This window comes from Thermoplasmata archaeon (assembly GCA_038729465.1).
GTDB lineage: Archaea > Thermoplasmatota > Thermoplasmata > Thermoplasmatales > ARK-15 > JAVRLB01.
Genome location: JAVYRZ010000005.1, coordinates 26,874 through 53,637, shown reverse-complemented (window position 1 = coordinate 53,637; position 26,764 = coordinate 26,874). Strand labels below are relative to the sequence as shown.

Sequence of the window (26,764 nt, the reverse complement as noted above, 5' to 3'; positions counted from 1 at the left end):
CATTTCTGGTACTTCTCAAATCAAGTGCGTGAGTTTCTGAGTGCCCTCCTTACTTTTTTCAGCCCTATATTGCATACTCGGATAGTGCATTGCGTTTTAGAGTTCATGTCACAGTTCCAGCATATTGTTCAGAACAATGATCTGTGAACTTTCCCGAATATAACTGATCATGTTCCCATCATGGTGCTTTATACATTGTAATCTTTCGCTCACTTTCACAATCCATCTTGCGAAACGAAAATTCTCGCTCGCAAAGTTAAAATAGATTATATTGAATATTGAGATTATGGAAAAATACATACCTGATACGTCAGTAATAATTAACGGCAGATTCTATGAATTCATAAGGGATAAGAGTGATGTTATGCTCATTATACCCGAGGCTGTAATTTCTGAGATAGAAGCACAGGCAAATCGGGGTTTAATGATCGGATTTACAGCTATTTCTGAGCTTGAGAAAATCATAAAATTTGCGAAAGATCGCAACATAGAAATTTCATTTTATGGGAAAAGGCCTGATAAATGGCAGATTGAGAAAGCTAAGTCTGGAGAAATTGATAATATTATCAGGACCATAGCGTTAGAGACAGAAGGCACCTTGATAACCTCCGATTTTATACAGTACAGTATCGCTAAACTGAGAGGTGTAAAAGCCATATTTTTTGAAGTTGAGAAAACTATTACTTCAAAGATTGAGGATTTTTTTGATTCGGGTACTATGAGCGTTCACTTAAAAACAGGTACAATACCTATTGCAAAAAAAGGAAGACCTGGAAACACAGAGCTTGTAAAACTCAGAAAAGAGCCGATTTCAGAACAGGAATTAAACGATATTGCGAGAGACATAATAGAGAGAGCCAGAACCGACAAATCTTCACTCATAGACCTAGATTTAAAAGGTGCTACTGTAATACAGTTAAGAGAGTACAGAATTGTAATTACTAGACCACCATTTTCAGAGGTTTCAGAGATCACGGCTGTTAAGCCAACAGTAAAGTTAATGATTGAAGATTACAATATTGATGATAAATTGTTTTCGAGGCTCAAGAAACGTGCTGAGGGCATACTGGTTTCAGGTGCACCAGGTGCTGGTAAATCCACGTTTGTCCAGGCCCTGGCAGAAATGTATCTTTTTGAAAACAAGGTTGTGAAAACAATGGAAAAGCCCAGGGATCTATTGTTGTCTAACGAGATCACAAGGTATACTGCGCTGGAAGGGGATATGGAGAAAACAGGAGATATATTATTGTTAGTAAGGCCGGACTATACAATATTTGACGAGATGCGAACCTCCTATGATTTCAAAATCTATGCAGATCTCAGAATGGCGGGTGTGGGCATGGTCGGTGTTGCGCATGCCAGCAGAGCTATAGATGCAGTGCAGAGACTGATTGGCAGGGTAGAGCTTGGCGTAATACCGCAATTAGTAGATACGATAATACACATTGAAAATGGCAAAATAGGGAAAATATATATTATTGAATATAAGGTAAAAGTTCCGAGCGGTATGCTAGAGCAGGATCTGGCAAGGCCTGTGATCGAAGTTTTAGATTTTTATACCAATAAGCTGGAGTACGAGATATATACATACGGAGAGCAGATTGTGGTGGTTCCTGTAGAAGAGCGTAAAAACAAGGTTTTATCATTAGCAGAAAAAGAGCTGGAAAGACAATTAAAAACTGTAATTCCAGACGAAAAATTCAAGGTTGAGATGGTTGGAGAGTCACAGATAAAATTGTATGTGAGGGAAGATTATATTCCTACCATAATAGGCAAGAATGGAAAAAATGTTAATTATCTAGAGAATCTGCTCGGTTTGCACATTGATGTAAAGGGCATGAAGATAGAGGGTAAAAAGTGCAAATTATTGATTCAAAAAAAGAAAAATCATATTTATCTTTATGCAGGCGAAGACTTTAAAGATCTTTCAGGCCAGATTTTCGCGGAGGATGAATATTTATTTACTGCCAAATGTTCAAAAGAAGGAACTATCAAAGTACGTGAAAATACGGACAATGCGAACCTGATAATCACAAAGTTAAAAGATGGAAAAGAGCTGTACTTTGAGACAATCTAGATTTCTGAAAATTTTTCAAAATATTTATCTTCAATTTCATACTGCCTTGTTTTAACAGTGCTTTCTATCAATATAAGTTTTGCCAGGTCGTCAGGATAGCCGTTTGCATAAACAATCTCTTTAATTCCTGCATTGATAATCATTTTTGCGCACACTACGCAAGGATGGTTGGTCACATAGATAATCGAATCTTTTACGCTTACTCCGTAAACTGCAGCCTGTATAATGGCGTTTTGTTCCGCATGAAGACCTCTGCAAAGTTCGTGTCTTTCTCCAGAGTTCACGTTCAGTTCTTCTCTTATGCAGCCAGTAACATCACAATGTGCAAGGCCAGAAGGAGGACCGTTGTATCCTGAAGAGAGCAATCTTTTATCTTTGACTATTACTGCACCCACTTTTCTTCTAGTACATGTAGATCTGCTTCCTACCAAGTATGCCATTCGCATAAAGTATTCGTCCCAGCTAGGTCTGTTTATCACGATTTTTGATATATGTAGTTCTTATATATTATCTCTTCTATCATCCTTGGCCGATCCATGATAGCACATTTACGATCGTTGCTGCCCCAAATATTATGATTGTAGCAAGAACCATAACTGGCAGATCTCTTTTAAATTTTAGCAGTCCTTCTTTATCATCTTTATGCAGAATTAAAAATAATGCTTCATAGATCCAGACCACGCCTATGATAGATCCTGCAATAATATTTACAGTATATGTCAATCTTCCGAGCATGTTTGATAGTGCTTGTGTTGCATTTGTAGCCAATATAGGCACGTGAGTATTTATAGACAATCCCATTGCACTGCCGGTTCCATAAAATATAGTGCTTATAAACAATATCGCAAATATACCTAAAAGAATTCCTTTGTTCATTTATCTCCCCTCCAATAGGTAGAGGCTACATATTTTGATATTATTTAAAAATTGTGCTATCTAACAAAAATTTTATGTGACTATGAAAAAGATTTTAAATACAAAGTTTATATTCCTTTTTAATATAGGTGTAAAAATATGACATTTATCGAAGATGCAAAAATCAGGAAAGTCATAGATTCTCGCGGTAATCCAACGGTAGAAGTAGATATCATGACCACTAGTGGTGGATTTGGCAGGGCTATTGCCCCAAGTGGCGCGAGCAAAGGAGCATTTGAAGTAAAAGACTATCCTCTTAAAGGGATAGATGAAGGTATTACAATATTCAAAGAAAAACTTGTTCCAGAACTGGTAGGAATGGATAGTTTAAATCAGAGCAAGGTTGATTTATTATTGCATGAGCTTGATGGCACCACCAACTTTTCAAACATTGGTGGAAACGTTGCCGTTGCAATATCTCTCGCAAATGCAAAAGCTGCAGCAGACAGTCTGAACCTGCCATTATACAAATATTTAGGAGGTATGAATGCAGATTATTTACCAACTCCTGTCAGCAATATTATTGGTGGAGGAAAACATGCTATTGGAGGGACTGTGATGCAGGAATTTTTATCCATCGCTTTTGGCAAGACTTTCAATGAATCAATATTTGCAAACATACAAGTTCATAAAAACGTAGGAAGTTTACTGAAATCCAAGTTTCCTAACATTCCTCTAGGGTTAGGTGATGAAAAAGCATGGGTTGCTGCAATGGATGATCTGGATGCATTAGAGCTCTTGAGTAAGGCAACTAAAGAAGTTTCGAGAGAATATGGAATTGACATATTTGTAGGCATAGATTTAGCAGCATCTGAGTTTTATAAAAATGGCAAGTATGTGTATAAAGATAAGATATTGAGTGCAGAAGAACAGATTGAATTTGTAGCCAAAATTGTGGAAGATTACAATGTATATTTTGTAGAAGATCCTATGGATGAAAATGATTTTGATGGCTTTGCAAAATTAACTGAAAAGATAGGTGATAACGCACTTATCGTTGGTGATGATTTATTCGTAACCAACAAAGAGAGGCTCAGCAAAGGAATAGAGCTAGGTGCTGCAAATGCAGTGTTAATCAAGCCGAATCAGATTGGCACGCTTACAGACATGATTGATACTGTGAAGTTGGCAAAAGAAAATAATTATACTGCAGTGATATCACACCGCAGTGGAGAAACTGAAGATAGCACGATCTCCCATCTGGCAGTAGGTCTGAACATAGAGTATATTAAAGCAGGAACTATTGGCGGGGAGAGAACTGCAAAGTATAATGAACTGATAAGGATAGAAGAAGATTTGGAGGACTGAATAAACTATGAGTGAAAATTTATTGATACCAGAAGAACAATATTTAACAGCCGGAGTGCATATAGGAACGCAGATAAAGTCAAAAGATATGGTCCCGTTCATATTTCGTATAAGAAATGATGGATTATATATTTTGAACATAGCTAAGACGAATGAGAGAATTGCGATAGCGGGTAAATTTCTGGCAAAGTTTGAGCCGTCAGAAATTCTGATTCTTGCACAGAGACAGTATGCTCAGAAACCTGCATCTTTGATGGCAGAGACCATTGGCGCAAAATCAATTTCAGGTAGGTTCATACCCGGAACGTTGACAAATCCCAGCTTAGCAGGCTACATTGAGCCACAGGTAATATTTTTAAATGACCCGATAGCAGATAGCCAGGCTTTGAAAGAGGCACTGCAAGTGGGTGTTCCAATTATTGCACTTTGCGATGCAAATAATCAAATCTCGTTTATAGATCTTGTAATACCGACAAACAACAAAGGCAGAAAAGCGTTAGCGTTGGTATACTGGTTACTTACCAGAGAGATCCTCAAGAGCAGAGGCGATTTAAAATCGTACGAAGATTATAGCTTTAAAGTGGAGGATTTCGAGGCACCTATATGAGAAATTCTGCTGTAGCAGGGCAGTTCTATCCAGAAGATAAAGAAGATCTAAAAAATTTGATTAGAGAAGTTTTTTTGCACAACATAGGCCCTGGAAAAATTGCCTCTCTTGCAGTTTCAGGGCCAAGAAATATTGTAGGTGGCATAGTGCCTCATGCAGGATATATTTATTCAGGACCTGTGGCTGCTCATTTTTATAATGCTTTAGCAGAGGATGGTTTTCCAGAATCTTTTATTATAATAGGGCCAAATCATTATGGCATAGGGCCAGGTGTGGCAATAACCACACAAGATTTCAAAACACCGTTAGGCATAGTTAAAAATGATCTGGAGCTTTCAAGGATGATATATAGAGACTTTGTAGAATCTGATGTCAACGCTCATTTATACGAGCATTCAATAGAGGTACAGTTACCTTATTTACAATTTTTTAATAATAATATAAAATTTGTTCCTATTCTAATGCTAGATCAAAGTTATGAAACCGCTGTAAAATTAGGAGAAATTATAAAAGATGCAATAAAGGGGAAAGATGTTGTAATAATAGCCTCCTCCGATTTTTCGCATTACGTACCAAAAGAGATCGCCTATAAAAACGATCATTTGCTCATAGAAAAAATTATAAAGATGGATCTCTCTAACTTTTACAGTACGCTGTTAAAATATGATATATCTGCGTGCGGGTATGGCCCCATGATGACCATGCTGTACGCATTAAAAGGCAAACCAAGCCTTTTAAAATATGCGACCAGTGGCGATGTTAGCAAGATGGACAAAGTGGTCGGATATACGGCAATTAAAGTAGATAAAAGGTGATTTTATGGCACAAAAAAAAGAGAATTTAGAAAAGAAATTGAGTTTGAATAGAGAAAATGGTTGGAACAGAGTCTCTGAAAAAGAAAAAAAAGAGATTCACGAATTTGCAAAAGAGTATCGAAAATTTTTAAATAGTGTAAAAACAGAGCGTGAAGCGGTCAGATACTTTGTAGACACAGCAGAAAAAGCAGGCTTTAAAAACTTACACACTGTAAAATCCATTGTATCTGGCTCTAAATTATACATGTCAAAAAATCAGAAAGTGGCAGCATTTATTGTGGTTGGAAAAAAGCCAATATTAGAGGGTATCAGATACATAGTATCTCACATAGATTCACCGAGACTGGATTTAAAACCTAATCCGTTAACCGAGGATTCTGAGTCATCAACAGCGCTTTTAAAGACTCATTACTATGGAGGTATAAAAAAGTATCAGTGGGTCAGCAGGCCTCTGGCTATTCATGGAACGGTAGTTACTAAAGAAGGAAAGAATATAGACCTTAAAATCGGAGAATCTGAAGAAGATCCAGTATTTGTAATACCTGACATAGAGCCTCATTTAGCGCGAAAAGTGCAGGGTGAAAAAAAGCTATTTGAGGGATTTGAAGGTGAAGATTTACAGATATTAGTATCTAGTGTGCCGATAAATGATGAAGAGATAAAAGCAAAGGTAAAAACTGCGGTTTTAAACAATCTTTTTGAAAAATATGGTATAATGGAGCAAGATTTTCAGTCTGCGGATATTGAGATTGTGCCTGCAGATAAAGCTAGGGATGTAGGGCTGGATAATAGTATGGTTGGAGCCTATGGCCAAGATGACAGGATCTGTGCCTATACTTCATTTCAGGCCATTATAGATTTAAAGGTGCCCGAGTATACTTCTATAATAATAGTATATGATAAAGAGGAGATTGGCAGTGCTGGTAGCAGCGGTGCAAGATCCAACTTTATAGATTATGTTACCACTACATTACTCGGCAAGATATTAAAAGACTATACGTACGGTGATTTTGTGACTATGATGCACAATTCCAAAGCTATAAGTGCAGATGTTAATGCTGCCCTTAATCCATTATACAAGCAGGTGCAAGATATTACAAATGCCGCGAAAGTAGGATATGGTACTATAATAACAAAGTATACTGGCAGTGGTGGAAAGTACAATAGCAGCGAGGCTACTGCTGAATATTTAGCATATCTGCGCAACCTTTTTGATTCGAAAGGAGTAATATATCAAAGTGGGTTGCTGGGTAAAGTTGACGAAGGTGGTGGCGGTACTATTGCACAGGATTTTGCAAAATACGGAATGGATGTGATAGACATGGGCCCAGGTTTACTTTCTATGCATTCTCCTTTCGAGCTAGTAAGCAAGCTGGATCTGTGGAGCACTTATCGCGCCTTCAAAACATTTTTATTTTAATTTTTTGTGATAAACATGGACTTTTTAACAATATTAAAAAATACAAAGACTATAGCGGTTATAGGGGCATCCAAAGATCCAAAAAAGCCAAGCAGATCGGTCATGAGATACTTGATGAGGCATGGTTATGTCTGCTATCCTGTCAATCCTACAGCAGACGAAATTGCAGGATTAAAAGCATATAAGTCCATCATAGATATTCCTGTCGATATTGACGTGGCTGAAGTATTCATGCCTTCTGAGCGTGTCAATGATGTGATAGATGATATAATAAAAAAGAAAGTAAAAGTGTTATGGTTACAAGAGGGTATTATTAACGAAAAAGCAGCAGAATTAGCCAGAAAAAACGGCATTGAAGTGGTCATGGATCGATGCATGATGAAAGAGCATGCCAAGCTTAGGAAAGAAGGACTGATCCATTCTGAAATTTTAGAAATAGAGAAGGACTATTAACAGTGATTGTTTCAATGTCTTTTTCAATTGTATCATGGATTATAACTCAAATAATCTCTTTTTTAGAATATGGTGGATATTTTGGTGTTTTTAGTTTAATGACCTTGGAGAGCATGCTTTTGCCAATTCCCTCCGAGGTAATATTGCCATTTGCAGGGTATCTAGTTTACAGAGGGTCCATGAACATGATTCTGGCGATACTGGCCGGCACGTTAGGTGGATTGGCAGGATCTCTGATCAGCTACGGAATTGGCTATTATGGTGGCAGACCGTTTATTATAAAGTTTGGAAGATATATACTGATAAGAGAGCAAGAGCTTTCAGTTGTAGAAAATTGGTTTAAAAAATATGGATCACTCTCTGTATTTTTGACGCGACTAGTACCGATATTCAGGACTTTCATCTCGATTCCGGCAGGAATTGGTGAGATGAATATCTTAAAATTTACAATTTACACAGCGTTAGGATCATTAATATGGAGCATAGTTCTTGTATATCTCGGTTTTATGCTTGGAAATAACTGGGTCGTTATTTTCAGGTTTTTCGGAGAGCTAGATTATGTAGTTTACGCAGTAGCTATAGCTATAATACTATATTTAGGGTACCGAGCCTATAAAGCTTGGAAAAAATAAAAATATTAGAGAAATTTTTTTAGGCCTGCAATATTAGAATCTACGAGATCTATTTTGGATTTCAGGTCTCTTTCTATATCTTCAATGATCTCTTTGAAGGGCTTGGATAATCTATACCCAAAAACAGGCCTGCCTTTTCCTTCTTTTTTAATATCTCTCTTTATGATCCATTGCTTTTTTTCCAGCCACTGCATGGCGATAGATACTTCTGGCTGTCTTAACCCCGTAGCACGTTCTATTTCTACAGACGTGGTTTCTTGCACCTTTCGTAAATAGGATATTGTTTTACCGATATTTTTCTTGATGCCAGCAGACACAAGAAAGTTTACCAGCTCTTCATCATCTTTTGTGAATTCAATCATATAATTCACCTGAATATATATATAAAATCAAGTATATAAGAATTTCTAATATTCAATTCTTTATATTTAAAAGATAGATTTAAATTTACAAAGAGTTAAGAAAAATTGAGTTCTTGCGTAATTTATAGTAAAACATTAAATATTTTATCAACATTCACGCTCAAAATGATAATTGAACAGATCAAACTAAAAAATAAAACTGCATTAGGCATAAAACTGGAACTAGAGCATGCGCCTTTGCTGATCATTAAAGCTGAAAAAGGATATCTTATGTGCGGATATCTGAACCTAAGTGTTTCTTCAAAACTTGGCGATGTTGCTGCTAGAGTTACTGGTGTTAAAAACTTTGAAGATATGCTTAATGCAAAGATTTCTGAATTTTCTGAATCTGCACAGAAAATGGGATTTAGAAATGGGATTACTGGCTTAGATTTTTTGAATGGACTTGATGAACATGATCCAGTTTGAGGAGATCAAGAAAGCAGAACAAGCTTTGAAAAATGTAGTTAAGCATACTCCAGTAGAACATTCTAGAATATTCTCAGAGCTTACAGGTAATAATATTTACTTGAAATTGGAAAATTTACAGACTACCGGCTCTTTTAAACTTAGGGGTGCATATTATAGGCTTAAAAATTTAACACCAGAAGAAAAAAAGAGCGGTGTGGTTGCTTCGAGTGCGGGTAATCATGCGCAGGGAGTTGCGTATTCTGCAAATTCTTTAGGAATATCATCTACGATCTTCATGCCTATCTTCACGCCTCCCATGAAAGTGATCGCCACTAAAAGCTACGGTGCAGAAGTAAGATTGGTAGGTAACACATACGATGATGCGTACAGAGAAGCCATCGCTTTTGCCAATAATGAAAACAAGAAATTTATACACCCGTTTAATGATGAGCTTTTAATAGCCGGACAGGGAACTATAGGAATAGAGATATTTGAGCAAATAAAGGATCTTGATGCAGTATTAGTGCCCATTGGTGGTGGAGGATTGATATCTGGCATTGCATTGGCTCTTAAATCACTTAATAAAAACATCAGGGTAATAGGCGTAGAAGCAGAAGGTGCTCAATCTATGAAAATTTCGGTTGAGCAAAACCAGATTATCCCTCTAAAAAATCTGGATACTATTGCAGACGGAATTGCCGTAAAGACACCAGGAGATATCACTTTTGAGCTTGTGAAAAAATATGTGGATGAACTGGTTTCTGTTAGCGACGCAGAGATATCCAGAGCCATTTACATGCTTTTAAGCCGCGGTAAAATCATAGCAGAACCTGCAGGGGCAGTAACGTTGGCTGCGCTTTTATCAGGCAAGATCAATTTGAAAAATAAGAACATCTGCGCGCTTATTAGTGGCGGTAACATAAATTTAAGCTTGTTGACTCAGATCATAGAAAAAGGGTTGACAGAAGAGAAACTTTTAACACGGGTTTCTATGATTATACCGGACCAGCCTGGAGCTTTAAAGGATATCTTGAACTTTATCTCTAACTTAAAAGCGAATGTGCAGTCTATAGAGGGAGATAGGCTCGATAGAGACGTACCTGTAGGAATGGTAAAGATCATTATCACACTTCAAACTTTAGGCACGTACCATATTACTTCACTTGAAAAGTTTTTCAGTGAAAATAACATAAAATATGAGATCATCAGTTAAATCTCACATACTTGTCAAGTTCTTCTTTTGCAATCTCTCTTTTTTCCTTTAAGTCTTTCAAAAACAGATTGATTTTTTCAATAGCTTCTTTTTTACAGTTTCCGCATAGTCTAGTGCCTGCTTTGCATGTGTCATGTACCTCTTTTAAATAATTATCATCATCTACTAGATGATAAACATAATATTCGTATACTGAACATTCTTCAGGCTTTCCACCAAATTTACGATGCTCTTCAATTGTTGAGCCCCCGCCGGTTTTGGCGTTCATCATCTTTTTCTTTACATCAGCCGGCTCTTCAGTTAAAGATATATATGAATCTGGAACCGAAGAAGACATTTTTCTGGTACCGTCCAGAGAAGTCATCAATCTATGATACGTGGCCGCTGGCAAATAAAAACCGTAGCCACCTTCTTGCTTTTCTATCTTTAATAGCTCTTTTTCGATTACAGATTGCTTTTCTAAATCAAAGTTTTTTATGTAAAGTGCCTTATATGGTACATTTAATTCAATCTCTTTAATTCCTATTTTTTTAAGGTTATCTGATACATTATTTAGAAGCTCTGCAACGTTATTATCTTGCTTTATGAAAATCCCCAGCCCGTTATCTGTTTGCTGAACGCTGAAAAAACTGACTCTTCTTGTAAACTCTCTCGCCAATCTGATGTGCGGATCCTGGTCTATGCCCACCGGCACCACGGTCGGGATCGGACCTGAATATTTGTCCAGCTGAACATGCAGAATATCTCCTGACTGTATTAACGGGCTTTCGATGTGCGCTATTGAGGTTTCATCTTTAAATCCATAAATACCTTTCATCTCGGAAATGTTGGTTCTCTTCGAAAAAATAAATGCTAGATCTGTAACATCCTTTCTGAGAGATTGAAAATAAATTTGAGAATGCTCAGATTTTAGCCCCAATGCTATATAATTTAAAAAATACTCTTCTTCTGCGATTTTCAGAGTTTCTTTGAAACTTTTCCCCCTTGTAGCATACGCTTCTAGATCGGCAACTGCAATGTATATATCTGCACCTAAAGATTGATAATAAATTACCTGGTCAATCGTCATTTTATGACCAAAATGCATCTTGCCAGACGGCATCAATCCTGTTAATACCGCAAATTTCCGGTGATTGACTATTGCGTCGTAAACAGTGTCAAACCCTCTGTGCCCGAATATTATATTTCTCCTGAACAGTTTTTGCGGATCTGGCAATTTAAAGTTAAACTCTTCTATTCCAAACTCTCTTCGAAGCCTATTATAATCAATAAACTGCTGTGATGACCAAGGATCTATAAACATAGGAAAAAGAATAAAAAGAAATTATTTAATAGTTTCTATTTTATTTCCTGCATTACTTTTAATGAATAGCCATCTACTGTAAATACCATTGTCTCTTTTCCTTTGTACAAAAATTTCAATACCCAGATAGGCACATGCAATAACTCACCATCTGAAACATTTACATTGGTCTGTATTGACTGAATCATATGGTGCTGTGAATGTGCTTTTTTATCCTGTAGCTGATTTATATAGCCTTTTGCAGAATTTTTGGCAGCTTCCTCGCCTAGATCTCCATTCAAAACTTTTATATTTTTTGGTATCTTGGTCGTGTCGAACAACGCTCTGTTCTGTATATCAAATTGATAATCTAGCGCTTGATATTGCTGGTATCCTTTAATAGCGACCACTGGATACTGGTATTCTCCATGTATTGTATAACTCTTTTTTATGTTAACAGGTGCACCTACCGCAAGTATCGGCCCACGACCACGACTTACTGCACTGCTCAAAGCTGCTGCAGCGACCATTGTACCTACTGTCGTGGCTACGCTCTCTCCAGTCTCTGATGCCACATAGTTAGTGGTTGCAGTTGCTGGGATTATCCAGTATGGCACCATGCTCACGGAGATCTCTTTTAATTCAGAATGCTCAGCCACATGCTTGTGAAATATGCCTCTGTCCATCCATTCTTTTACTACCTGTATGACTTGATTGTTGTCAAGCGTCTTTGGCGGTAACATGGTATGGCTCTGTATCTGTTTCCAGCCCTCATTTGAAAGCGTGATCGAACTGCCACAGTATTCGCAGGTAATTATCATCTCTCCAAACTTCGGAGAAAATGGTGCACCGCAGTTTGGACATTTCATCTCTTTGAGTATATGTGATTCTTCAGCCGGTTTCGCTTCTGCCTGCTGAGCCGGTTGCGTTGTAACTTTTGTGCCACATTTATAGCAAAATTGTGCATCATCTGGCAATTGTGCTCCACATTTACTACAGTATATCATTTTTTTCACGCTCCTGTAATTTTATAGCCACAGTTAGGACAGAACTTTGTACCCACTGGTACCTCTGCATGACAGTTAGGGCATGTTATGGTACCTGACAGTTTTGTGCCACAATTTGGGCAGAATTTTGTACCTGCCGGCACAACCGCCTTGCAATTTGGGCATGTGATCGTAGCTGCAGTCTGTGTTTGATCTGCACCGCACACAGGGCAGAACTTTGCATTAGCATCTATCATAGCTCCGCATTTAATGCACTTTTTCTGGTTTTGTTGCTGAGACATCTGCCCGGCCATTGTACCACCCATCATGCCGCCTACACCCATTCCCGCTCCTAATCCCACACCCAATCCCGTCATAGCGCCTGCACCTCCACTTGGATTTTTTGCAGCGTCTACCATTGCCTGACCAGCCTGATATTGCATATAGTTCACTCCCAGAACTGACATCTGAGATCTTAGATCAATTGCTTTTTGTACTTCATCCGGCAAATTTATGGACAGTCCGGATATCTTATTGATCTCCAATCCGTACTGGTCAAAATGCGAAGGGGAATTTGCAAGCACAGCCTGCTCTATGTTCGTTAGATTTGCAGCCAGATCTGTAACTTTCAATCCCTGCGCCTTCATCTTTCCTAATGTATCATATACTAATATTACCATCTGATCTTTCATTCTTGATTCAACATCTGCAGAGGTTTCAACATTGAAAGTTCCTACAAACTGATTTATAAAATTCTCTGGATGTGATATTCTGTATCTATACTCCCCAAAGACACGCAGGTTCACTATGCCAAAATCTGCGTCGTTGAATATGTATGGTTCTTTACTGCCAAACTTGCCATCCAAAAACCTGCGCTGCAGATAATAGACTTCAGCTTGCTGTTGAACTCCTGACAAAAATTGGACCAGTTTTCCTGCAACCGGAGCATTTAATGATGTTAACGCATATCGATCAGGTTTGTCAAAATAAGTTAATACTTTACCATCTCTGAAAAAAACAGCAATCTCATCTTCTCTTACCACTATGTTATCATTTAACCTGATATTTCTTGGAACTTTCCACATAATGTTGGTTTCTTTATATTGATCTTCCCATATTATTGTGGTAGCACCTATTACGCTATCTCCACTTCCTACCTGCGCCTGCTTTTTAAACATAATATATTCCTCCGTTTATACTTTTATACCTTGTATTACTATCATTCTCTCATTAAACTTATCTCTCAGATCCTTTATAGCGCCAGATACAGATTGTAGCTTTGCATAGCTATCCTGAGAGTTTCCACTCATCACCGCATTCACAAGTTCTTTTATTTCATTATTTAAGGTGTCTGCTTGCGCTATAAAATTATAATCATATTCGTACATGGCATTAAGATTATCTGCCGTAATTCTAATAGGTGGCGAGATCCCCGAGTATCCTTGCTGTGCATGTCTTATCGCTCCTTCCAATTGCTGGATCTCAGAAAAAAGTGTTTGAAACTGGGATAATCCGGCATATAATCCTCTGTCCACAAGCATTTTTCTTAAATCCTGAAGGTTGTTTATGTTTTCATGCATTTTATTTGCAATCTGGATTCTAAGATAATTATCAGCTTCTCTTATATCTTCTAGTCTCCTATACCCTGAATATCCTGGTATTAATAACTGCAATTTCTTTAAAACTCCTCTGCTATCTTCGACCTGATCTCTTATATCTGCCATATTATTTTGCACCTCGACTTCTTTTAACATTCTCCAAAGACCTTAACCTCCAGTATATAAATACTAGAGAAATTACAAAAATAAAAAGTAGTATTAATAGATATGGAAAACTGAACTTTATTACCGTATTAGCATAAAAAAGCGTGCCGAATCCAAAAATATAATAGGCCCATGCAAAGCTTTTTAATATTATGTTTGTGCCTATAAAAGCATATAAAAGATAACCAATGAGAGAAAATACTAAGGACAGTATACCAATATAAACTACAGCAACTAATTTATCTGTGTTGGATACGAAAAGATAATAGAATAATAGTACTGCGAACAATGTTAGTACTATTGCAATAATTATGCCTATAAATCTACTGCTTTTCATCTGAATCAAACCTCATAACTTTATCAAATATATCTATTTTTCTATATAATTATATTTTTATTGCATAATAAAAACATTATGATTTAACTTTAAATTTTCAGATTGTTTCATAGATGTATAAAAAATAAAAATTTTTAAATAGTAGATTACAAATGCCGAAACTATTACAAAAAAGGTGAACTTTTATGTCAACAAAGCTGTTTGAAGTTGAAGTGGTAAGAGACGGGGATATATTCATTGCAAGAATTACGTTGCAGAGTGGAGAAGTAGTGAGCATAGAAAGCGAGAATTTAGACGAAGTGCTGGAAAATTTGAGCTCAGAACTTCAAGAAAAATATGATGCTTTATAAAAAAATCACTCTTTTTCCATTAATTATATACTTTTTTTCAGTGAGATTTTTAAGGGCGAAAATTAGAGTTTCATGCTCATATGGCAATATTCGTTCTGCCAGACTTTTTGGCGTATCTGTATCCAAAACATTTACAGCAGTTTGAGCAATTATAGGACCCCCATCGATATCTTCGGTTACAAAGTGCACAGTACAGCCAGAAACTTTACATCCTGCTTTTAACACTGCCTCATGCACATGTTCACCATAGTACCCCTTACCTCCAAATGCCGGAAGTAGCGCTGGATGAATGTTTATAATCTTATTTTCATATTTTCTTATAAATTTAGAAGTTAAAATCTTTAAATATCCAGCAAGTACCACTATATCTACATTATGCTCTTCTAAAATTTTCAATACTAATTCATCAAATTCTTCATCACTCTTGTTTTTTGGCGAAATATAAATAGCAGGGATTTTGTTTATGTTAGCACGCTCTAAACCATAGGCATCTTTTCTATTGGATATTACAACCTTGATCTCGCAGTTAAGTTTGCCAGCTTTCACGGCATCTATTATAGACTGAAGATTAGTTCCATGCCCAGAGATCAACACACCTAAATTTATCATTGTCCATATAATATAATAGGGATATTTAAATTTATTAATCTGTATTTACAATCTCGTCAAATTTCAAGAGACTGATATCTCTTATGCCAATCGCAATTTCAAGTTCTATTGGCGTAATGATCGGCTTATTGAATCTGTTCCAGTCATCGATCGCAATCCTTGGACACGCAAAAGATACAAATGCGTCTACATTATAATTCAGCATTTGATTTGGATCCAGCAGATTTAAGTATACTATATATGCTTTCTTGCCTTGCTCTTCAAGAACTTTTTTTATATGCTCAGCATATTTGCCTCTGAATTGACCTGCTTTAGTAGAAACAATAAGTGCAAAAGTGCTCGCATTCTTTACCATTCCTATGGCCGCATATCTCTGCCTAATAATCTTGTCAACCTTTTCTGTGACAGTTCTTATCTCTCTCATCAGAGGATCAATTATGTAGACTTTCTTGCCAGTAACCATCTCAATGCCAATGGCATGAAAATCACCGTTGCTTAGTATGATATAGCAATCCACTTTTTTTGCTATGCTTCGCACAGAGCTGAAGTTGCAACCAAGTACCTGCCCATTGTAAGTGATTCGTGGGTCACTATCTCCTATATACGAATCAATATGCTTTTTCGATAGAAACTCAGAGATCTCTGGCAACATATCTATGTATTGCAATGTTGCCGTCAAACCTATTTTTTTGCAATTTATCTTATTGAGTTGATCCTTGATCCATTCAATATCCATTTTTACTCTCATCTCTACAAAATAAACAGGTACGTTAAGCTTCAGGTTAGGAATAATAGAATGCCCAAAATGCAGGATCATGTCACATCCATACCGATTATCTGGAATGTCACAGGCCCCAAAACAAGGATCTCCAGAAAACACCAGCTCAAACCCCTGCAATTGATCTGTGATGTATGAATAATACTGTTTTAAGCCTTCAGGCAACTGTATCAGTATCTTTTTCACCTTTTTATCTGTAAGCATCTTTCTTATTTCGTTCCAGTTTATGTTGTATTCTTCCATCCTACCCTCCTCATTTCTCTTTCAAGATCTCTCAAAAAATCATTTATGATTGGCTTAGTAATATGCGGCATAACTACAATTCTTAATAAATTATCATATTTGTTGTATCCCACCATCCATTTTGGTTTTAGTCTGTTAGCTATCTTCTCAGATGATTCTGTTTTTATGTTTATAATGTTCATAACAGGTTTTAACAATACATCAATGTTTTTTTCCTGAAGCATGTCGTACATATATAACGTATTTTGATAACAATTCTTGACCATTCTTTTATATCCTTCCATGCCCATTTTTCTCATTACTGCGTATGCAGCGGCAACATTGCCACTACTTCTGGTGCCAAGTAACGTAGTGCTTATCTTGCTGGTCAGATACTCTGAGGAAAAACTAATCAGATCAAAATAATTATCTTTGAACAGCAATGCTCCAGCGCCTATGGTGCTGAGCCCCATCTTATGTGGATCTATTGATATAGAATTCACACCCTCTATCTCAAAATCAAAGTTAGGTAGCTTGTATCCCAACATCTTTAAGAAAGGTATTATAAATCCACCAAATGCTGCATCAACATGCAAAAAAATGTTATATTTTCTTGCAAAATCGGCCAGTTTATCAATGGGGTCTACAGTGCCGTACTCAGTAGTACCAGCGATGCCGATGATTGCCATAACGTCATCAGGATTGGTCTCTTTGACAATTGAATAGTCAATAACGTAATTATCTGTAAGAGGCACTATTTCCAAGTTCAGGTTCAGCAAATCAGCAGCCTTAACAACTGAAAAATGCGCAGCCTTGGATACTATTACCGTATTTTTCTCTTTTTTTAACTTTTTAGCTGCCCATAAAGCGGTAATATTTGATTCTGTTCCGCCGCTAAGCACTCTCCCATATGCATTTTTGTTATGCAACAACTCTCCAATACCTTTAATCACTTTTTCCTCAACTTTCTTTGTCCCTGGAAATAAGTAAGGGTTTCCAAGATTTGATTCTATAAACCTGCTATTTGCCCAAACAGCTATGCTTTCAGGTTCGCTGCTCATAGAACTCAAAATGGTGCCATCCCTATATTTATAATTCTCACTATAATAGTTCAATAATTCCTTCTTTATCTCCTTCTCAGATATTCCTCTTTTTTGCATAATCAATCTCCTTTTTTTAGAAAATATATATATTCATGCTTGAACACAAAATAGCCACTTTTAAGGGCTCTATATCTCCATAAAGAGTACTTTCCACGCTTTTCTCTGTTTTCTTCAATATTTTTTACAACTATTCCCTTCAGAATATAATTATACTTTAATATGATCTGCAATGTATAGTAGCTTAATGGAACTAATGCTCCGTTTTCATATTTGTCACCTATGACAAATACCATGTATCTTCCTGGATCCAGAAGATCATATGTGTTTTTTATCACTATATCTATCCTATCTAAAAATTCAGTTAACGTTGCAGAATTTGACAAGTCCATTACTTTTGTAGTAAAATGTATAATATCCCAATATGGTGGATGAATCATCAATAACTGGAACCTGCTATTGATTTTTTTCAATTTATTATATGTATCAGGATTGGTAGAGTCAGCACTAAATACTTCTGAAATTGTGTCAGATTTTATTTCTTTTAATTTTTCTTTTGCAACTTCTAAGATTTGGTCATTAATATCTATACCTATCGCATTTCTACCTTGATACTTTGCCTCTATTAATGTAGTGCCTGCTCCCATAAAAGGATCTAGAACCCACTCTCCCTTTTTTGTAAATCTAATAATTGCTTGCCTTGGAATCTGTGGTATGAAATTGCCATGAAAATTGGGGTCATGGACACCAGAATTGTCTCTGGAAGAAAATAACCAGAGAGAGTCTGTGATAATATCATCGTACTGTTTCCATTTTTTCATATCTAAGTTGTTAATAGACACAGACAACAGAAATAAGTTTATAGATTTAAAATTTTGTAATAATTAATTTGAATAAATCTTTTTTTAAATAAAGCTCAAAAGTTAAACTATTGCGTGTTTAAAAATAATAAAAGAGATAGAGATACTTCACATTCTCATGCTTATTTCTATTGAAGATACATTACTCTCTCTATCTTCATTTTTTACTTTTTCAGTATCTATTTTTACCTCAGATTTTACATCTGGTAAAAATCTATGTTTAACTATCTCAGCTATGTCCACAGCTTTAGCAATTGTACGGCCTCTTGCTTTTATAACCACCAGTTTAGAACCAGTCTTAAACTGTGTGATTACTGCAAGAACATAGTTCATAGTTGGCTTCTTTCCAATAAATACCACATTTTCGTTGCTTTTTTGTATTTCTGCCATATTAGTACCTCCGTAAGATTGTTTTTTTGTATTTAATGTATGATTTGATACTACTTATATTTTTTGGTTTTGTATGCATGTCACGTATTATTTTTCAGTAATTCGCATTATTAAATTACATTTGTGTATGCCTGCAAAGATTACCTCAATGCCATATCGTAGTTTTTGTATAGATAGGTTGAAGTTAAGTTTAAATATATGGTTAGGTTTATGCCCAATATGGATAATACAGCAAAGCCATTACAAATACTACAGAATGCGTTAAATAAAAATGTTTTGATCTCTGTCAAAGGAAGTAAAGAATATAGAGGGCAGTTAAATGGATATGATCAACATATGAATCTCGTACTCAAAAACGCAGAAGAAGTTATTGAGAACCAGTCAAAAGGAATATTAAATACAGTAATAGTTAGGGGAGATAACGTCATATATATTTCTCCATCATAATTAAATTAAGAGGTGTAATAGTTATGGGAGCAGGTACTCCTGCATTAGGTAAACACGGGAGCCGTAAGACACACATCAGATGTAGAAGATGTGGATATCATGCATACAATATCCACGAAAAGAGGTGCTCACACTGTGGCTATCCCGCACCAAGGCTCAGAAGCTATAATTGGGCGAAAAAGCACTGAATATTGTGGTGTTTTGGGATTTAAGAGCCACAGTAGTATAGTATCATCACTATATTTTGGATTAAGAAGTTTGCAACATAGAGGCCAAGAATCTGCCGGCATAAGTTTATATAATAATAATAAAGTTTATACGTATAAGGGTATGGGGCTGGTACATGAAGTCTTTACACGAAATTTATTAGATTCGTTATCTGGAAACAGTGGAATAGGTCATGTCAGATACTCAACTGCAGGATCTTCGATCATATCAAACGCACAACCGATAATGATCCATACTGCCATGGGAGATATGGCTATTGCTCACAATGGCGAGATTTCAAATGCGGCAGATGTTAGAGAATATCTAGAAAGAGCAGGAGACTCTTTTTTTACAGAATCTGATACTGAGCTAATTTTAAAATTGATAGCTTTAGAGTCTACAAAGCGTGGAAATATTATAGATGGAATTAAGAAAAGCATGAGATATCTTAAAGGCTCATATTCTTTAGCTTTTCAGATAAATGATAGAATATTTGCAATAAGAGATCCATTAGGGATTAGACCGCTGGTGCTTGGTAAACTTGATGGTGGATATGGGATAGCGTCAGAATCAGTTGTATTTGATGCCTTGGGCGGAAAAACAATAAGAGACATCTATCCGGGAGAGATTTTAGAAATTGAGCCGGATGAGGCTATCACGCACTATAGAATAGAAAATGTGCAGACTGCTTTTTGTATGTTTGAGTATGTGTACTTTGCAAGAGCAGATAGCACAATGAACAGCAAAAACATATATTCTGTCCGCAAAAACCTTGGCAAGTTTCTGGCCCGTGAGCATCCTGCAGATGCAGATATCGTGGTGCCTGTACCAGATTCTGGCAGGACCCATGCACTTGGATATGCAGAAGAAGCAAACATTCCATTTGCTGAAGGATTGATGAAAAACAGATATATAGATCGCACGTTTATTATGCCTTCAGAAAAAGAAAGAGTACAGGAAATTCAGCTGAAATTAAATCCTATAAAAGAAGTGATTAACGGCAAGAAAATAGTGCTTATTGATGATAGCATTGTTCGTGGAAATACAACAAAGAAGATTGTTAAATTGTTAAAAAATGCAGGGGCAGAAAAAGTTCATGTTAGAATCGCCTCGCCACCTATTATTGCACCTTGTTACCTGGGAATAGATATGAAAACCAGAAGCCAGTTTATTGCATCTGGAAAGACCGTAGAAGAAATAAGAGAAATTATCAATGCCGATTCTTTAGGATATCTAAGCATAGCTGGACTTGTAAAAGCTATTGGAATAAATGAAAATGATCTATGTCTGGGCTGCTTGACAGGCACTTACCCTGTTCCTATAAAAGGAGAAAAATACAGGGATCAGTTAATTCTCAACAATTTCTATAAGCTCTAACCTGTTTTTAAAATTCTATCTACACTCTTGTTAATTTTATCTTTTAGAGCCGGTCCAATATTGGTATTTCCATAATAATCCATCTTTGCAGCAATTAATATCTTACCGCTCAGCATTCTTGCTATTTTGCCACGTTTTGGTGCCGGTGCATTGTGTACTGCCGGATGCTTGAATAAAATGCCGTACTTTGGTGGCTTTGACCCTTTTTTTAAATGCCTGAACATGGCTGTTTGTGCGCCTAAAACCTGCAACTTGCTCGCTGGCATATTTGCCAGTTTTTGAAGATTGCCCGCATGATAAATGAGCAGTGCACCTATCAGTGGTCCTGCAACAATCTTTAAATTCGGTGCAACTTGATCCATAGTAGCTTCTACATAATTTTCTAATTGAGATTTAAGCACCATCGCGTTTTTAACAAATTCTGAAAAAGATAATAGCGCTTTTTTATCGTATTCTGTTCTTGATATTAAAGTCTCAACATTTTCCATAATATTTGATATTGTATCGTCCACAGATCGATCAGTTTTTAGTGTATATATGCCATACCATTCTGACAGATGCTCAAATAAAAAATTTGTGTATATGTCCAGGTCCTGCAATGTTGATATCGCTTGCAAAATTCCTTCTTCTTTAAGTGTTTCTTCCTTAATTCTCAGCTTTCCAAATTCTAATAAAGACCGCTGTAAGAGTTTCATATCTTCTTCAGTATTCAGTATTTCGTTATAATCCACATATTTCTTTATAAAATCATTGAACTCGCCATTTCTGAGCTTTTGAAAATATTCTGGTAATTTCTCTTTTTCATATTCAATTTTATCCACAACGAGTCCGTCTTTTATTGCATAAATCCCATGCCATCTAACATATGCCATAATAATACAATTGCTTTACACTCATAACTTTTTCTATTTTTCAATGTACTTTTTTTTCCAGAATGAAGGATATATGCCACGCTCAATAATGACCTCTTTCATTTTGGCAATCATACCACTGTTCATTTTTGGATAATCTTCACTGTTTATTGCAGATATTCCCACACCGATCAATTCTTCCTTTTTAGTATACAATGATACATACTCTCCTTTATTAAATTTAGATTCTAAGGAACTCACTCCTTTGAAATATAAAGGGGACCCATGTGCCAGGGCATCAACTGCAAGATCACGCACAATTATTTTTGGGAGACTGCTCGCCAGCTCCTCTCCCGGATGTATCAATTTTCGCAGATAGCTGTCATCGCCCTGCAAATAATAATAATGACCATCTAACAGATTCTGTAAAGTACAAGAAATAGACTCGTCAAATATCCCTGTTCTGGTTCTTCTTAACTCTTCCATATGTGCGCCTACTCCTAAAGCGTCTCCAATGTCCACGCAAAGAGTTCTGATATATGTTCCTGCTTCAGTGCTAACCTTAAATAACACATCTCTCTTTGAAATCTCTAATACATCGATTTTGTATATTGTTCGTTTTCTGAGCCTTCTGGCCACTGCCGCCCTGACCGGCGGCGTTTGAAATATAACCCCTTGAAAATCGTTCATTACTGCCATGATATTCTGAGGCTCTACATCCTTATGCAGACGCATAAGCGCTATGTATTCTTTAGAGTCTAAATGTATAAAATTCACAATTCTTGTAGCTTTGTTTAATGAGACCGGTAATATTCCCGTCACATTAGGATCCAGAGTGCCTGCATGACCTGCCTTAGATACCTGCAGTATATTTTTTACCCATGCGCTAACCTGATGGCTTGTAGGTCCTTTAGGCTTATCTATAAAAACGACTCCAAAGTTCAAGAGCTCTTCAATACTTTTTTTTTCAGTAACCATTAGCCTTTACATACTCCATTATTATTTTAGTGACCGTTTCTGGGTCTTTATCATCGCTATCTATTATCAGATCATATATTTTTAAATCTTCATAATGTATATTATATATTAATAGATACCTATACTTTTCAGACTGTTCTCTTAATGCTAGGTTCTTGCGTATCTCTTCTTCTGCACTTGTTTCTCTCCCAGATATTCTTTTAACCCTAACCTCAAATGAGGCTGTGATATAAATCTTTATCGCTTTGATATTATTTAAATATGCAATCCATCCAGCTAATCTAGAATCTAATATTATATTATCGTTGTTTTCAAGCTCTTTTTTCAGATAATCATCTATTTTTCTATCGATTTCCTGGTTATTTTCAGAATATTTGCTAAACTGTTCTATGCTCATGTTGTGGGCATTAGCAAGTTTTCTAAATACATCCCCGCCAGAAATATAAAAATAAGATAGTTTCTTTGCAATTAATTTAGAAACAGTAGTTTTACCACTGCCAGGTGGGCCACTAACTGTTAACTTCATAGAGTTTTTAACCTCTTCGTAAACTCATACATTTTGAATATGTAAGTCATTACTTGTGCAAATACCGCAGTAAAAAGCGAAGAAACAATCATCCAGTAAGGTATCACAAAATAATATGCATTATACGGTAGATTAGAAGCCCATGGCACATTAAAATATTTTAGCGTTGCCAGATGGACAGGATATATTGTTTTCTGGCCTCCTAAAAATACATAAAGCCATGTGAATATTGCAATAACAATAAACATTGTGAGCATTGTGGGTTTCATCTGTGCATTCATCATTTCCATCTGCTCTGGCATCATTTTCTGCTGCAATTTCCTGTACTGGTTTATCTTGGCTATATCCCTGCTTCTGTAAGCTTCCCTGCTCTTTTTTTGCATCTCTTTCATCTTATTCTGTATTTTTCCAAACTTTATCCAGTCTGCAAAATAGTGCCTTGCATATGTGTTTATCAGTGTTATTACCACACCTGCAAAGATAATTGTTAACATTGGCAGTGCTCCATTGAACCCTAATACAGGAAAGAATACATAGCCTACAGCATATGCTATAGCATCTCTTATTTGAGGGGATAAAATAATGATAAAAGAGAGCATCATGAATAAGAAGTAAAACCCCATCGTGCTGCCGCTTTGCCTCGGGACCGGTGCATTCTGCTCAGCCATTTCTTATCATCTCTGATAGCTTAAGTACTGTTTCCTCAACTTTACCCTCTTTGTTTTGAATGATTATGACATTTGCACCAGTCTGAACAGAACATGCAGCTGCAAAAGCTCTGTTTATGCTCTGATGCTCTTCTATGCTCAAAACCTCATCTTCATCTCTTACTCGAGTCTCATCTTTTTTCCTTCTTGATGATATGTCTTTCGAGTCTGCCTCGATCAATACTAACAGGTCAGGCTTCAATTCTTTGAGCACCCAGGAAGGCAATCCTGGCAAATATCCGGAATTGGTTTTTATAGACATGTGTGTGTCTACAATAACATTCTCAGATTTGCCGATCGCCATTGCTGCTTCTTTCTGTATATCTCTCTGCCATTCAACTTTCTGTTTTCTTATATCATCCCTTGATGTCACACCATATCCCTTTGCAATGTTGAGCATTACTGTTCCGTAGTTCTGTATCGGGTAACCCATGTTTTTGCTTACTCCTTCTAATATCGTGCTTTTTCCAACACCTGGAACTCCAGTTATTATTATTCTCATTTTTACTCACCCTTCAAAAAATTGTCTTACAACAGGATGCATTTCCATAAGCTGTTCTCTTCCCATTGCTTCATAAAACTGTATCATTATACCTACTGCCAGCAACAATCCGGTACCGGTAGTATTTCCTATAGTACCTATCAGATCTGCCACTGCTGCAAGTGCACCTACCGCAGCACCGCTAAATATAGTGATCGCTGGAATATACTTATCTAATACGCTCTCAATTATCTTGGGCTCACGCCGGAAACCTGGTATCTGCATGCCGCTGCTCTGAATCTGTTTTGCTACCGCCTTGGAATTCATATTTGTTGTATCGATCCAGAATATTGCGAATAGTACACTCATCCCTACCATAAACGCTGTAAAAGCGAATACTCTTATCAATTCCTGCCAGTATGTGTGTCCTAGAAACTCTGCCTGGTAAGTTGTTGGTTCCATTAATGGCAATAGCCATTGCCCTATCCCATTGATCTGGTTTAGATAATAGGCGAGACCTCCTATAGGTGTAGTCTGGTTTATGCCATACATCTGTATCTGGGCAGCATTTGGATATACCCCAAGCAGAGGATTGTGCCCTATCAATGGTATGTGTGCAAGCGCAGGATTGGTCCAGAATATCATTGTCCACATTGCTACATTAGCAAGTAACGCTGTCGTTAAAATTACAGGTATATTTGAAGCGTACATCAGCTTGATAGGATATCTGCCTCTTGCTCCTCTAGCACGTTCATGCGCAAGCGGCAGCTCAATCTTAGTGCTCTCTGTCCACGCCACTACCAAAAATATCAATACCGTGCCTATCAATGCAACGATAGGATTTGGCTGAGCAAACAAAATCGTTTCAATCCTCCCTGCATAAAGCTGACTTGACGAAAAATGGATCAGCAAGTAAGCTGTTTTTGGTATTACTCCGCTGGGCGGGTTTGCAAGAGATACAGGAAGTGCAACATTGGAAGGTATCCAGTTTATGATACCCGTAAAAGTAGCCTGAGCAACTCCAGCAGCGATAAATAATGATATACCTGATCCTATGCCCCACTTTGAGACCAACTCGTCCATTAAAAACACTAGGTATGAGCCAAAAAATATCTGTACTACTATTAAAGTCCTGGCTAAAAACAATCCTTGCCCGGCCCATATACCATTTAAGATTGCAATAAATGATGTGGAAGGATCCAGATACCCGAACACCTGAGGTATTGCCTCTACCAAGATCATTATTATTACCAGCAATTTTTGCGTTTGCTGGTACATACTTTTGTCTTCTTCATTTGTTAAATCAAAATTAATTATTTTAGCACCGACAAATAACTGCATTATAATCGATGCTGTAACGATTGGCCCTATTCCAAGCTGCATTAAAGTACCAGACGCACCGGCCAATATGGCCCTGAAAGAGGCAAATACATCTATGATCTCCGATGTATTCAGTCCGTAGATAAATATGTTAGTAAGTGCAAAATAAAGTATCAACACTGTGCCTGTCCAAAACAACTTTTCTCTAAATAATACATGCCTGTCTGGCTTAATTACGCTCGGTAATCTCTCCACCAATGGCTTTAAACCGTATAGTTTACTTTTCTTATCTCCATTATATGATAAAATCAAATATAAAATATAATACAGTGGCGCAAGTAATAACAGTATTACAGTATTTGGAAGCCACTGTGCCATATATATACTATAAAAGCTCTGCAAAGACAATAGTTTGCCGGCAATATATGAAATATAAACATAAATAGTGGCAATAAACAATATAGCTACAATTACGCTTACTCCTCTTTTTCTAGGGATTTTATCAGTGACTTCAACCATCTAGTTCTACCCCGCCACCAGCTTTTTTTATCTTTTCTATTGCCTGTGCGGATGCTTTTTCAACTTTCAAGTTCATTTTTTTGGTGGGTGTGCCCTTCCCTAAAAGCTTGGTTATGCCTGCACTGGTCAGATCTACAGTCCATAGATCATTATCATGTTTAGCATGCCCAATATCCTCAAAAAACTGAAGATTTTGCTCAAGTTCCATAATGTTTATAGTACTGTCTGGAACATTGTTATTGTGGCTTACAAAGCCATGTCTTCCCCAGTGATACCTGTAAAACTTGTTCAGCCAGATCCATCTATGCTTTCCAAGCCCGGACATTCCTTCTCCACCGCGAAGGCCTCTGCCTCGTCTTCCTTTCATGCCATGTCCATGTCTCCTATATCCTCTAAATTTTCTAGCTCTGTCTGTCATATTA

The 26,764-nt window shown here is 36.8% G+C and carries 33 protein-coding genes; 13 read left to right on the top strand and 20 right to left on the bottom strand.

All coding sequences use genetic code 11. The annotated features are described in order from the left end of the window. The first annotated feature begins 286 nt into the window (after positions 1 to 286). The gene (locus tag QXQ25_02840; GenBank protein ID MEM0160644.1) at positions 287 to 2,077 is read left to right on the top strand and encodes a PINc/VapC family ATPase; all 1,791 of its coding nucleotides are present in this window, start codon (positions 287 to 289) and stop codon (positions 2,075 to 2,077) included. On the opposite strand, the gene QXQ25_02835 is transcribed toward QXQ25_02840, so the two are convergent. Both QXQ25_02835 and QXQ25_02830 read right to left on the bottom strand, forming a co-directional pair. Next, positions 2,074 to 2,556 (bottom strand): cytidine/deoxycytidylate deaminase family protein, encoded by a 483-nt coding sequence (locus tag QXQ25_02835; protein MEM0160643.1) that lies wholly within the window; start codon positions 2,554 to 2,556, stop codon positions 2,074 to 2,076. The two genes, QXQ25_02840 and QXQ25_02835, sit on opposite strands and share 4 nt — an antisense overlap. Before the next feature lie 40 nt (positions 2,557 to 2,596). Then, positions 2,597 to 2,953, bottom strand: coding sequence for a hypothetical protein (locus tag QXQ25_02830; GenBank protein ID MEM0160642.1), 357 nt, complete (start codon positions 2,951 to 2,953; stop codon positions 2,597 to 2,599). Between the two features lie 138 nt (positions 2,954 to 3,091). On the opposite strand from QXQ25_02830, the gene eno reads away from it, so the two are divergent. Genes eno through QXQ25_02800 form a run of 6 tightly spaced genes read left to right on the top strand, consistent with a single transcriptional unit; the run spans position 3,092 to position 8,227 of the window. Beyond that, positions 3,092 to 4,300, top strand: a complete 1,209-nt coding sequence (eno, locus tag QXQ25_02825) for a phosphopyruvate hydratase (GenBank protein ID MEM0160641.1) — start codon at positions 3,092 to 3,094, stop codon at positions 4,298 to 4,300. Between the two features lie 7 nt (positions 4,301 to 4,307). Further along, positions 4,308 to 4,907 (top strand): 30S ribosomal protein S2, encoded by a 600-nt coding sequence (gene rpsB, locus QXQ25_02820; protein ID MEM0160640.1) that lies wholly within the window; start codon positions 4,308 to 4,310, stop codon positions 4,905 to 4,907. Continuing rightward, complete coding sequence (gene amrB / locus QXQ25_02815) at positions 4,904 to 5,722, top strand: AmmeMemoRadiSam system protein B (protein MEM0160639.1); 819 nt, start codon at positions 4,904 to 4,906, stop codon at positions 5,720 to 5,722. Before rpsB ends, amrB begins: the two co-directional genes overlap by 4 nt. 4 nt (positions 5,723 to 5,726) lie before the next feature. Then, positions 5,727 to 7,142, top strand: a complete 1,416-nt coding sequence (locus QXQ25_02810) for an aminopeptidase (protein ID MEM0160638.1) — start codon at positions 5,727 to 5,729, stop codon at positions 7,140 to 7,142. 15 nt (positions 7,143 to 7,157) lie between these two features. Beyond that, positions 7,158 to 7,595, top strand: a complete 438-nt coding sequence (locus QXQ25_02805; protein ID MEM0160637.1) for a CoA-binding protein — start codon at positions 7,158 to 7,160, stop codon at positions 7,593 to 7,595. A gap of 2 nt (positions 7,596 to 7,597) precedes the next feature. Next, on the top strand, positions 7,598 to 8,227 hold the full coding sequence (locus QXQ25_02800) for a DedA family protein (GenBank protein MEM0160636.1): 630 nt from the start codon (positions 7,598 to 7,600) through the stop codon (positions 8,225 to 8,227). A gap of 5 nt (positions 8,228 to 8,232) precedes the next feature. Here the strand turns inward: QXQ25_02800 and QXQ25_02795 are convergent, their stop codons facing one another. Next, complete coding sequence (locus tag QXQ25_02795) at positions 8,233 to 8,589, bottom strand: ArsR family transcriptional regulator (protein MEM0160635.1); 357 nt, start codon at positions 8,587 to 8,589, stop codon at positions 8,233 to 8,235. A 165-nt stretch (positions 8,590 to 8,754) separates the two neighbouring features. Here QXQ25_02795 and QXQ25_02790 point away from each other — a divergent pair, with 165 nt between their 5' ends. Both QXQ25_02790 and ilvA read left to right on the top strand, forming a co-directional pair. Continuing rightward, entirely contained in the window at positions 8,755 to 9,057 is a 303-nt protein-coding gene (locus QXQ25_02790; GenBank protein ID MEM0160634.1) for a DUF1805 domain-containing protein, read from the top strand. Next, complete coding sequence (ilvA, locus tag QXQ25_02785; GenBank protein ID MEM0160633.1) at positions 9,029 to 10,252, top strand: threonine ammonia-lyase; 1,224 nt, start codon at positions 9,029 to 9,031, stop codon at positions 10,250 to 10,252. Before QXQ25_02790 ends, ilvA begins: the two co-directional genes overlap by 29 nt. Here the strand turns inward: ilvA and QXQ25_02780 are convergent. Genes QXQ25_02780 through QXQ25_02760 form a run of 5 tightly spaced genes read right to left on the bottom strand, consistent with a single transcriptional unit; the run spans position 10,245 to position 14,620 of the window. Then, on the bottom strand, positions 10,245 to 11,555 hold the full coding sequence (locus QXQ25_02780; protein MEM0160632.1) for a tryptophan--tRNA ligase: 1,311 nt from the start codon (positions 11,553 to 11,555) through the stop codon (positions 10,245 to 10,247). The genes ilvA and QXQ25_02780 overlap by 8 nt on opposite strands. A gap of 35 nt (positions 11,556 to 11,590) precedes the next feature. Continuing rightward, the gene (locus QXQ25_02775) at positions 11,591 to 12,541 is read right to left on the bottom strand and encodes a zinc ribbon domain-containing protein (protein MEM0160631.1); all 951 of its coding nucleotides are present in this window, start codon (positions 12,539 to 12,541) and stop codon (positions 11,591 to 11,593) included. Positions 12,542 to 12,546: 5 nt separating this feature from the next. Then, on the bottom strand, positions 12,547 to 13,698 hold the full coding sequence (locus tag QXQ25_02770; protein MEM0160630.1) for an SPFH domain-containing protein: 1,152 nt from the start codon (positions 13,696 to 13,698) through the stop codon (positions 12,547 to 12,549). Between the two features lie 15 nt (positions 13,699 to 13,713). Then, a complete protein-coding gene (locus tag QXQ25_02765) occupies positions 13,714 to 14,244 on the bottom strand; it encodes a hypothetical protein (GenBank protein MEM0160629.1) in 531 nt (176 codons plus the stop codon). A 1-nt stretch (position 14,245) separates the two neighbouring features. Continuing rightward, positions 14,246 to 14,620 (bottom strand): hypothetical protein, encoded by a 375-nt coding sequence (locus QXQ25_02760; protein MEM0160628.1) that lies wholly within the window; start codon positions 14,618 to 14,620, stop codon positions 14,246 to 14,248. 185 nt (positions 14,621 to 14,805) lie between these two features. On the opposite strand from QXQ25_02760, the gene QXQ25_02755 reads away from it, so the two are divergent. Further along, positions 14,806 to 14,970, top strand: a complete 165-nt coding sequence (locus tag QXQ25_02755; protein ID MEM0160627.1) for a hypothetical protein — start codon at positions 14,806 to 14,808, stop codon at positions 14,968 to 14,970. Here the strand turns inward: QXQ25_02755 and purN are convergent. The 5 genes from purN to albA all read right to left on the bottom strand — a co-directional run bounded on the left by purN (position 14,965) and on the right by albA (position 18,929). After that, complete coding sequence (gene purN, locus QXQ25_02750) at positions 14,965 to 15,579, bottom strand: phosphoribosylglycinamide formyltransferase (GenBank protein ID MEM0160626.1); 615 nt, start codon at positions 15,577 to 15,579, stop codon at positions 14,965 to 14,967. The two genes, QXQ25_02755 and purN, sit on opposite strands and share 6 nt — an antisense overlap. A gap of 34 nt (positions 15,580 to 15,613) precedes the next feature. Continuing rightward, positions 15,614 to 16,600 carry a diphthamide biosynthesis enzyme Dph2 gene (gene dph2, locus QXQ25_02745; GenBank protein ID MEM0160625.1) on the bottom strand — a complete coding sequence of 329 codons (987 nt, stop codon included), beginning with the start codon at positions 16,598 to 16,600 and terminating at the stop codon, positions 15,614 to 15,616. Then, entirely contained in the window at positions 16,582 to 17,739 is a 1,158-nt protein-coding gene (gene mfnA / locus QXQ25_02740; GenBank protein ID MEM0160624.1) for a tyrosine decarboxylase MfnA, read from the bottom strand. The genes dph2 and mfnA overlap by 19 nt, the downstream gene beginning before the upstream one ends. 2 nt (positions 17,740 to 17,741) lie before the next feature. Continuing rightward, complete coding sequence (locus tag QXQ25_02735) at positions 17,742 to 18,521, bottom strand: DNA methyltransferase (protein ID MEM0160623.1); 780 nt, start codon at positions 18,519 to 18,521, stop codon at positions 17,742 to 17,744. A 126-nt stretch (positions 18,522 to 18,647) separates the two neighbouring features. Beyond that, on the bottom strand, positions 18,648 to 18,929 hold the full coding sequence (gene albA, locus QXQ25_02730; GenBank protein ID MEM0160622.1) for a DNA-binding protein Alba: 282 nt from the start codon (positions 18,927 to 18,929) through the stop codon (positions 18,648 to 18,650). Positions 18,930 to 19,148: 219 nt separating this feature from the next. On the opposite strand from albA, the gene QXQ25_02725 reads away from it, so the two are divergent. From QXQ25_02725 to purF, 3 genes are read left to right on the top strand one after another with little or no spacing between them, the layout of a single operon-like run. After that, positions 19,149 to 19,376 (top strand): LSM domain-containing protein, encoded by a 228-nt coding sequence (locus QXQ25_02725; GenBank protein ID MEM0160621.1) that lies wholly within the window; start codon positions 19,149 to 19,151, stop codon positions 19,374 to 19,376. Between the two features lie 23 nt (positions 19,377 to 19,399). Then, complete coding sequence (locus QXQ25_02720; GenBank protein MEM0160620.1) at positions 19,400 to 19,564, top strand: 50S ribosomal protein L37e; 165 nt, start codon at positions 19,400 to 19,402, stop codon at positions 19,562 to 19,564. Then, positions 19,512 to 20,960 carry an amidophosphoribosyltransferase gene (purF, locus tag QXQ25_02715; GenBank protein ID MEM0160619.1) on the top strand — a complete coding sequence of 483 codons (1,449 nt, stop codon included), beginning with the start codon at positions 19,512 to 19,514 and terminating at the stop codon, positions 20,958 to 20,960. The genes QXQ25_02720 and purF overlap by 53 nt, the downstream gene beginning before the upstream one ends. Here the strand turns inward: purF and QXQ25_02710 are convergent. Genes QXQ25_02710 through QXQ25_02680 form a run of 7 tightly spaced genes read right to left on the bottom strand, consistent with a single transcriptional unit; the run spans position 20,957 to position 26,760 of the window. Beyond that, complete coding sequence (locus QXQ25_02710; GenBank protein ID MEM0160618.1) at positions 20,957 to 21,832, bottom strand: hypothetical protein; 876 nt, start codon at positions 21,830 to 21,832, stop codon at positions 20,957 to 20,959. The two genes, purF and QXQ25_02710, sit on opposite strands and share 4 nt — an antisense overlap. 33 nt (positions 21,833 to 21,865) lie before the next feature. Beyond that, on the bottom strand, positions 21,866 to 22,789 hold the full coding sequence (locus QXQ25_02705) for an RNA-guided pseudouridylation complex pseudouridine synthase subunit Cbf5 (protein MEM0160617.1): 924 nt from the start codon (positions 22,787 to 22,789) through the stop codon (positions 21,866 to 21,868). Beyond that, positions 22,779 to 23,315 (bottom strand): AAA family ATPase, encoded by a 537-nt coding sequence (locus QXQ25_02700; protein ID MEM0160616.1) that lies wholly within the window; start codon positions 23,313 to 23,315, stop codon positions 22,779 to 22,781. The genes QXQ25_02705 and QXQ25_02700 overlap by 11 nt, the downstream gene beginning before the upstream one ends. Further along, positions 23,312 to 23,983 carry an EMC3/TMCO1 family protein gene (locus QXQ25_02695; protein MEM0160615.1) on the bottom strand — a complete coding sequence of 224 codons (672 nt, stop codon included), beginning with the start codon at positions 23,981 to 23,983 and terminating at the stop codon, positions 23,312 to 23,314. The genes QXQ25_02700 and QXQ25_02695 overlap by 4 nt, the downstream gene beginning before the upstream one ends. Beyond that, positions 23,976 to 24,524 carry an adenylate kinase gene (locus QXQ25_02690; GenBank protein MEM0160614.1) on the bottom strand — a complete coding sequence of 183 codons (549 nt, stop codon included), beginning with the start codon at positions 24,522 to 24,524 and terminating at the stop codon, positions 23,976 to 23,978. The genes QXQ25_02695 and QXQ25_02690 overlap by 8 nt, the downstream gene beginning before the upstream one ends. Before the next feature lie 6 nt (positions 24,525 to 24,530). Then, positions 24,531 to 26,342: a preprotein translocase subunit SecY gene (secY, locus tag QXQ25_02685; GenBank protein ID MEM0160613.1), complete on the bottom strand. Its 1,812-nt coding sequence runs from the start codon at positions 26,340 to 26,342 to the stop codon at positions 24,531 to 24,533. Beyond that, positions 26,335 to 26,760 carry an uL15m family ribosomal protein gene (locus QXQ25_02680; GenBank protein ID MEM0160612.1) on the bottom strand — a complete coding sequence of 142 codons (426 nt, stop codon included), beginning with the start codon at positions 26,758 to 26,760 and terminating at the stop codon, positions 26,335 to 26,337. Before QXQ25_02680 ends, secY begins: the two co-directional genes overlap by 8 nt. Positions 26,761 to 26,764: the final 4 nt, after the last annotated feature.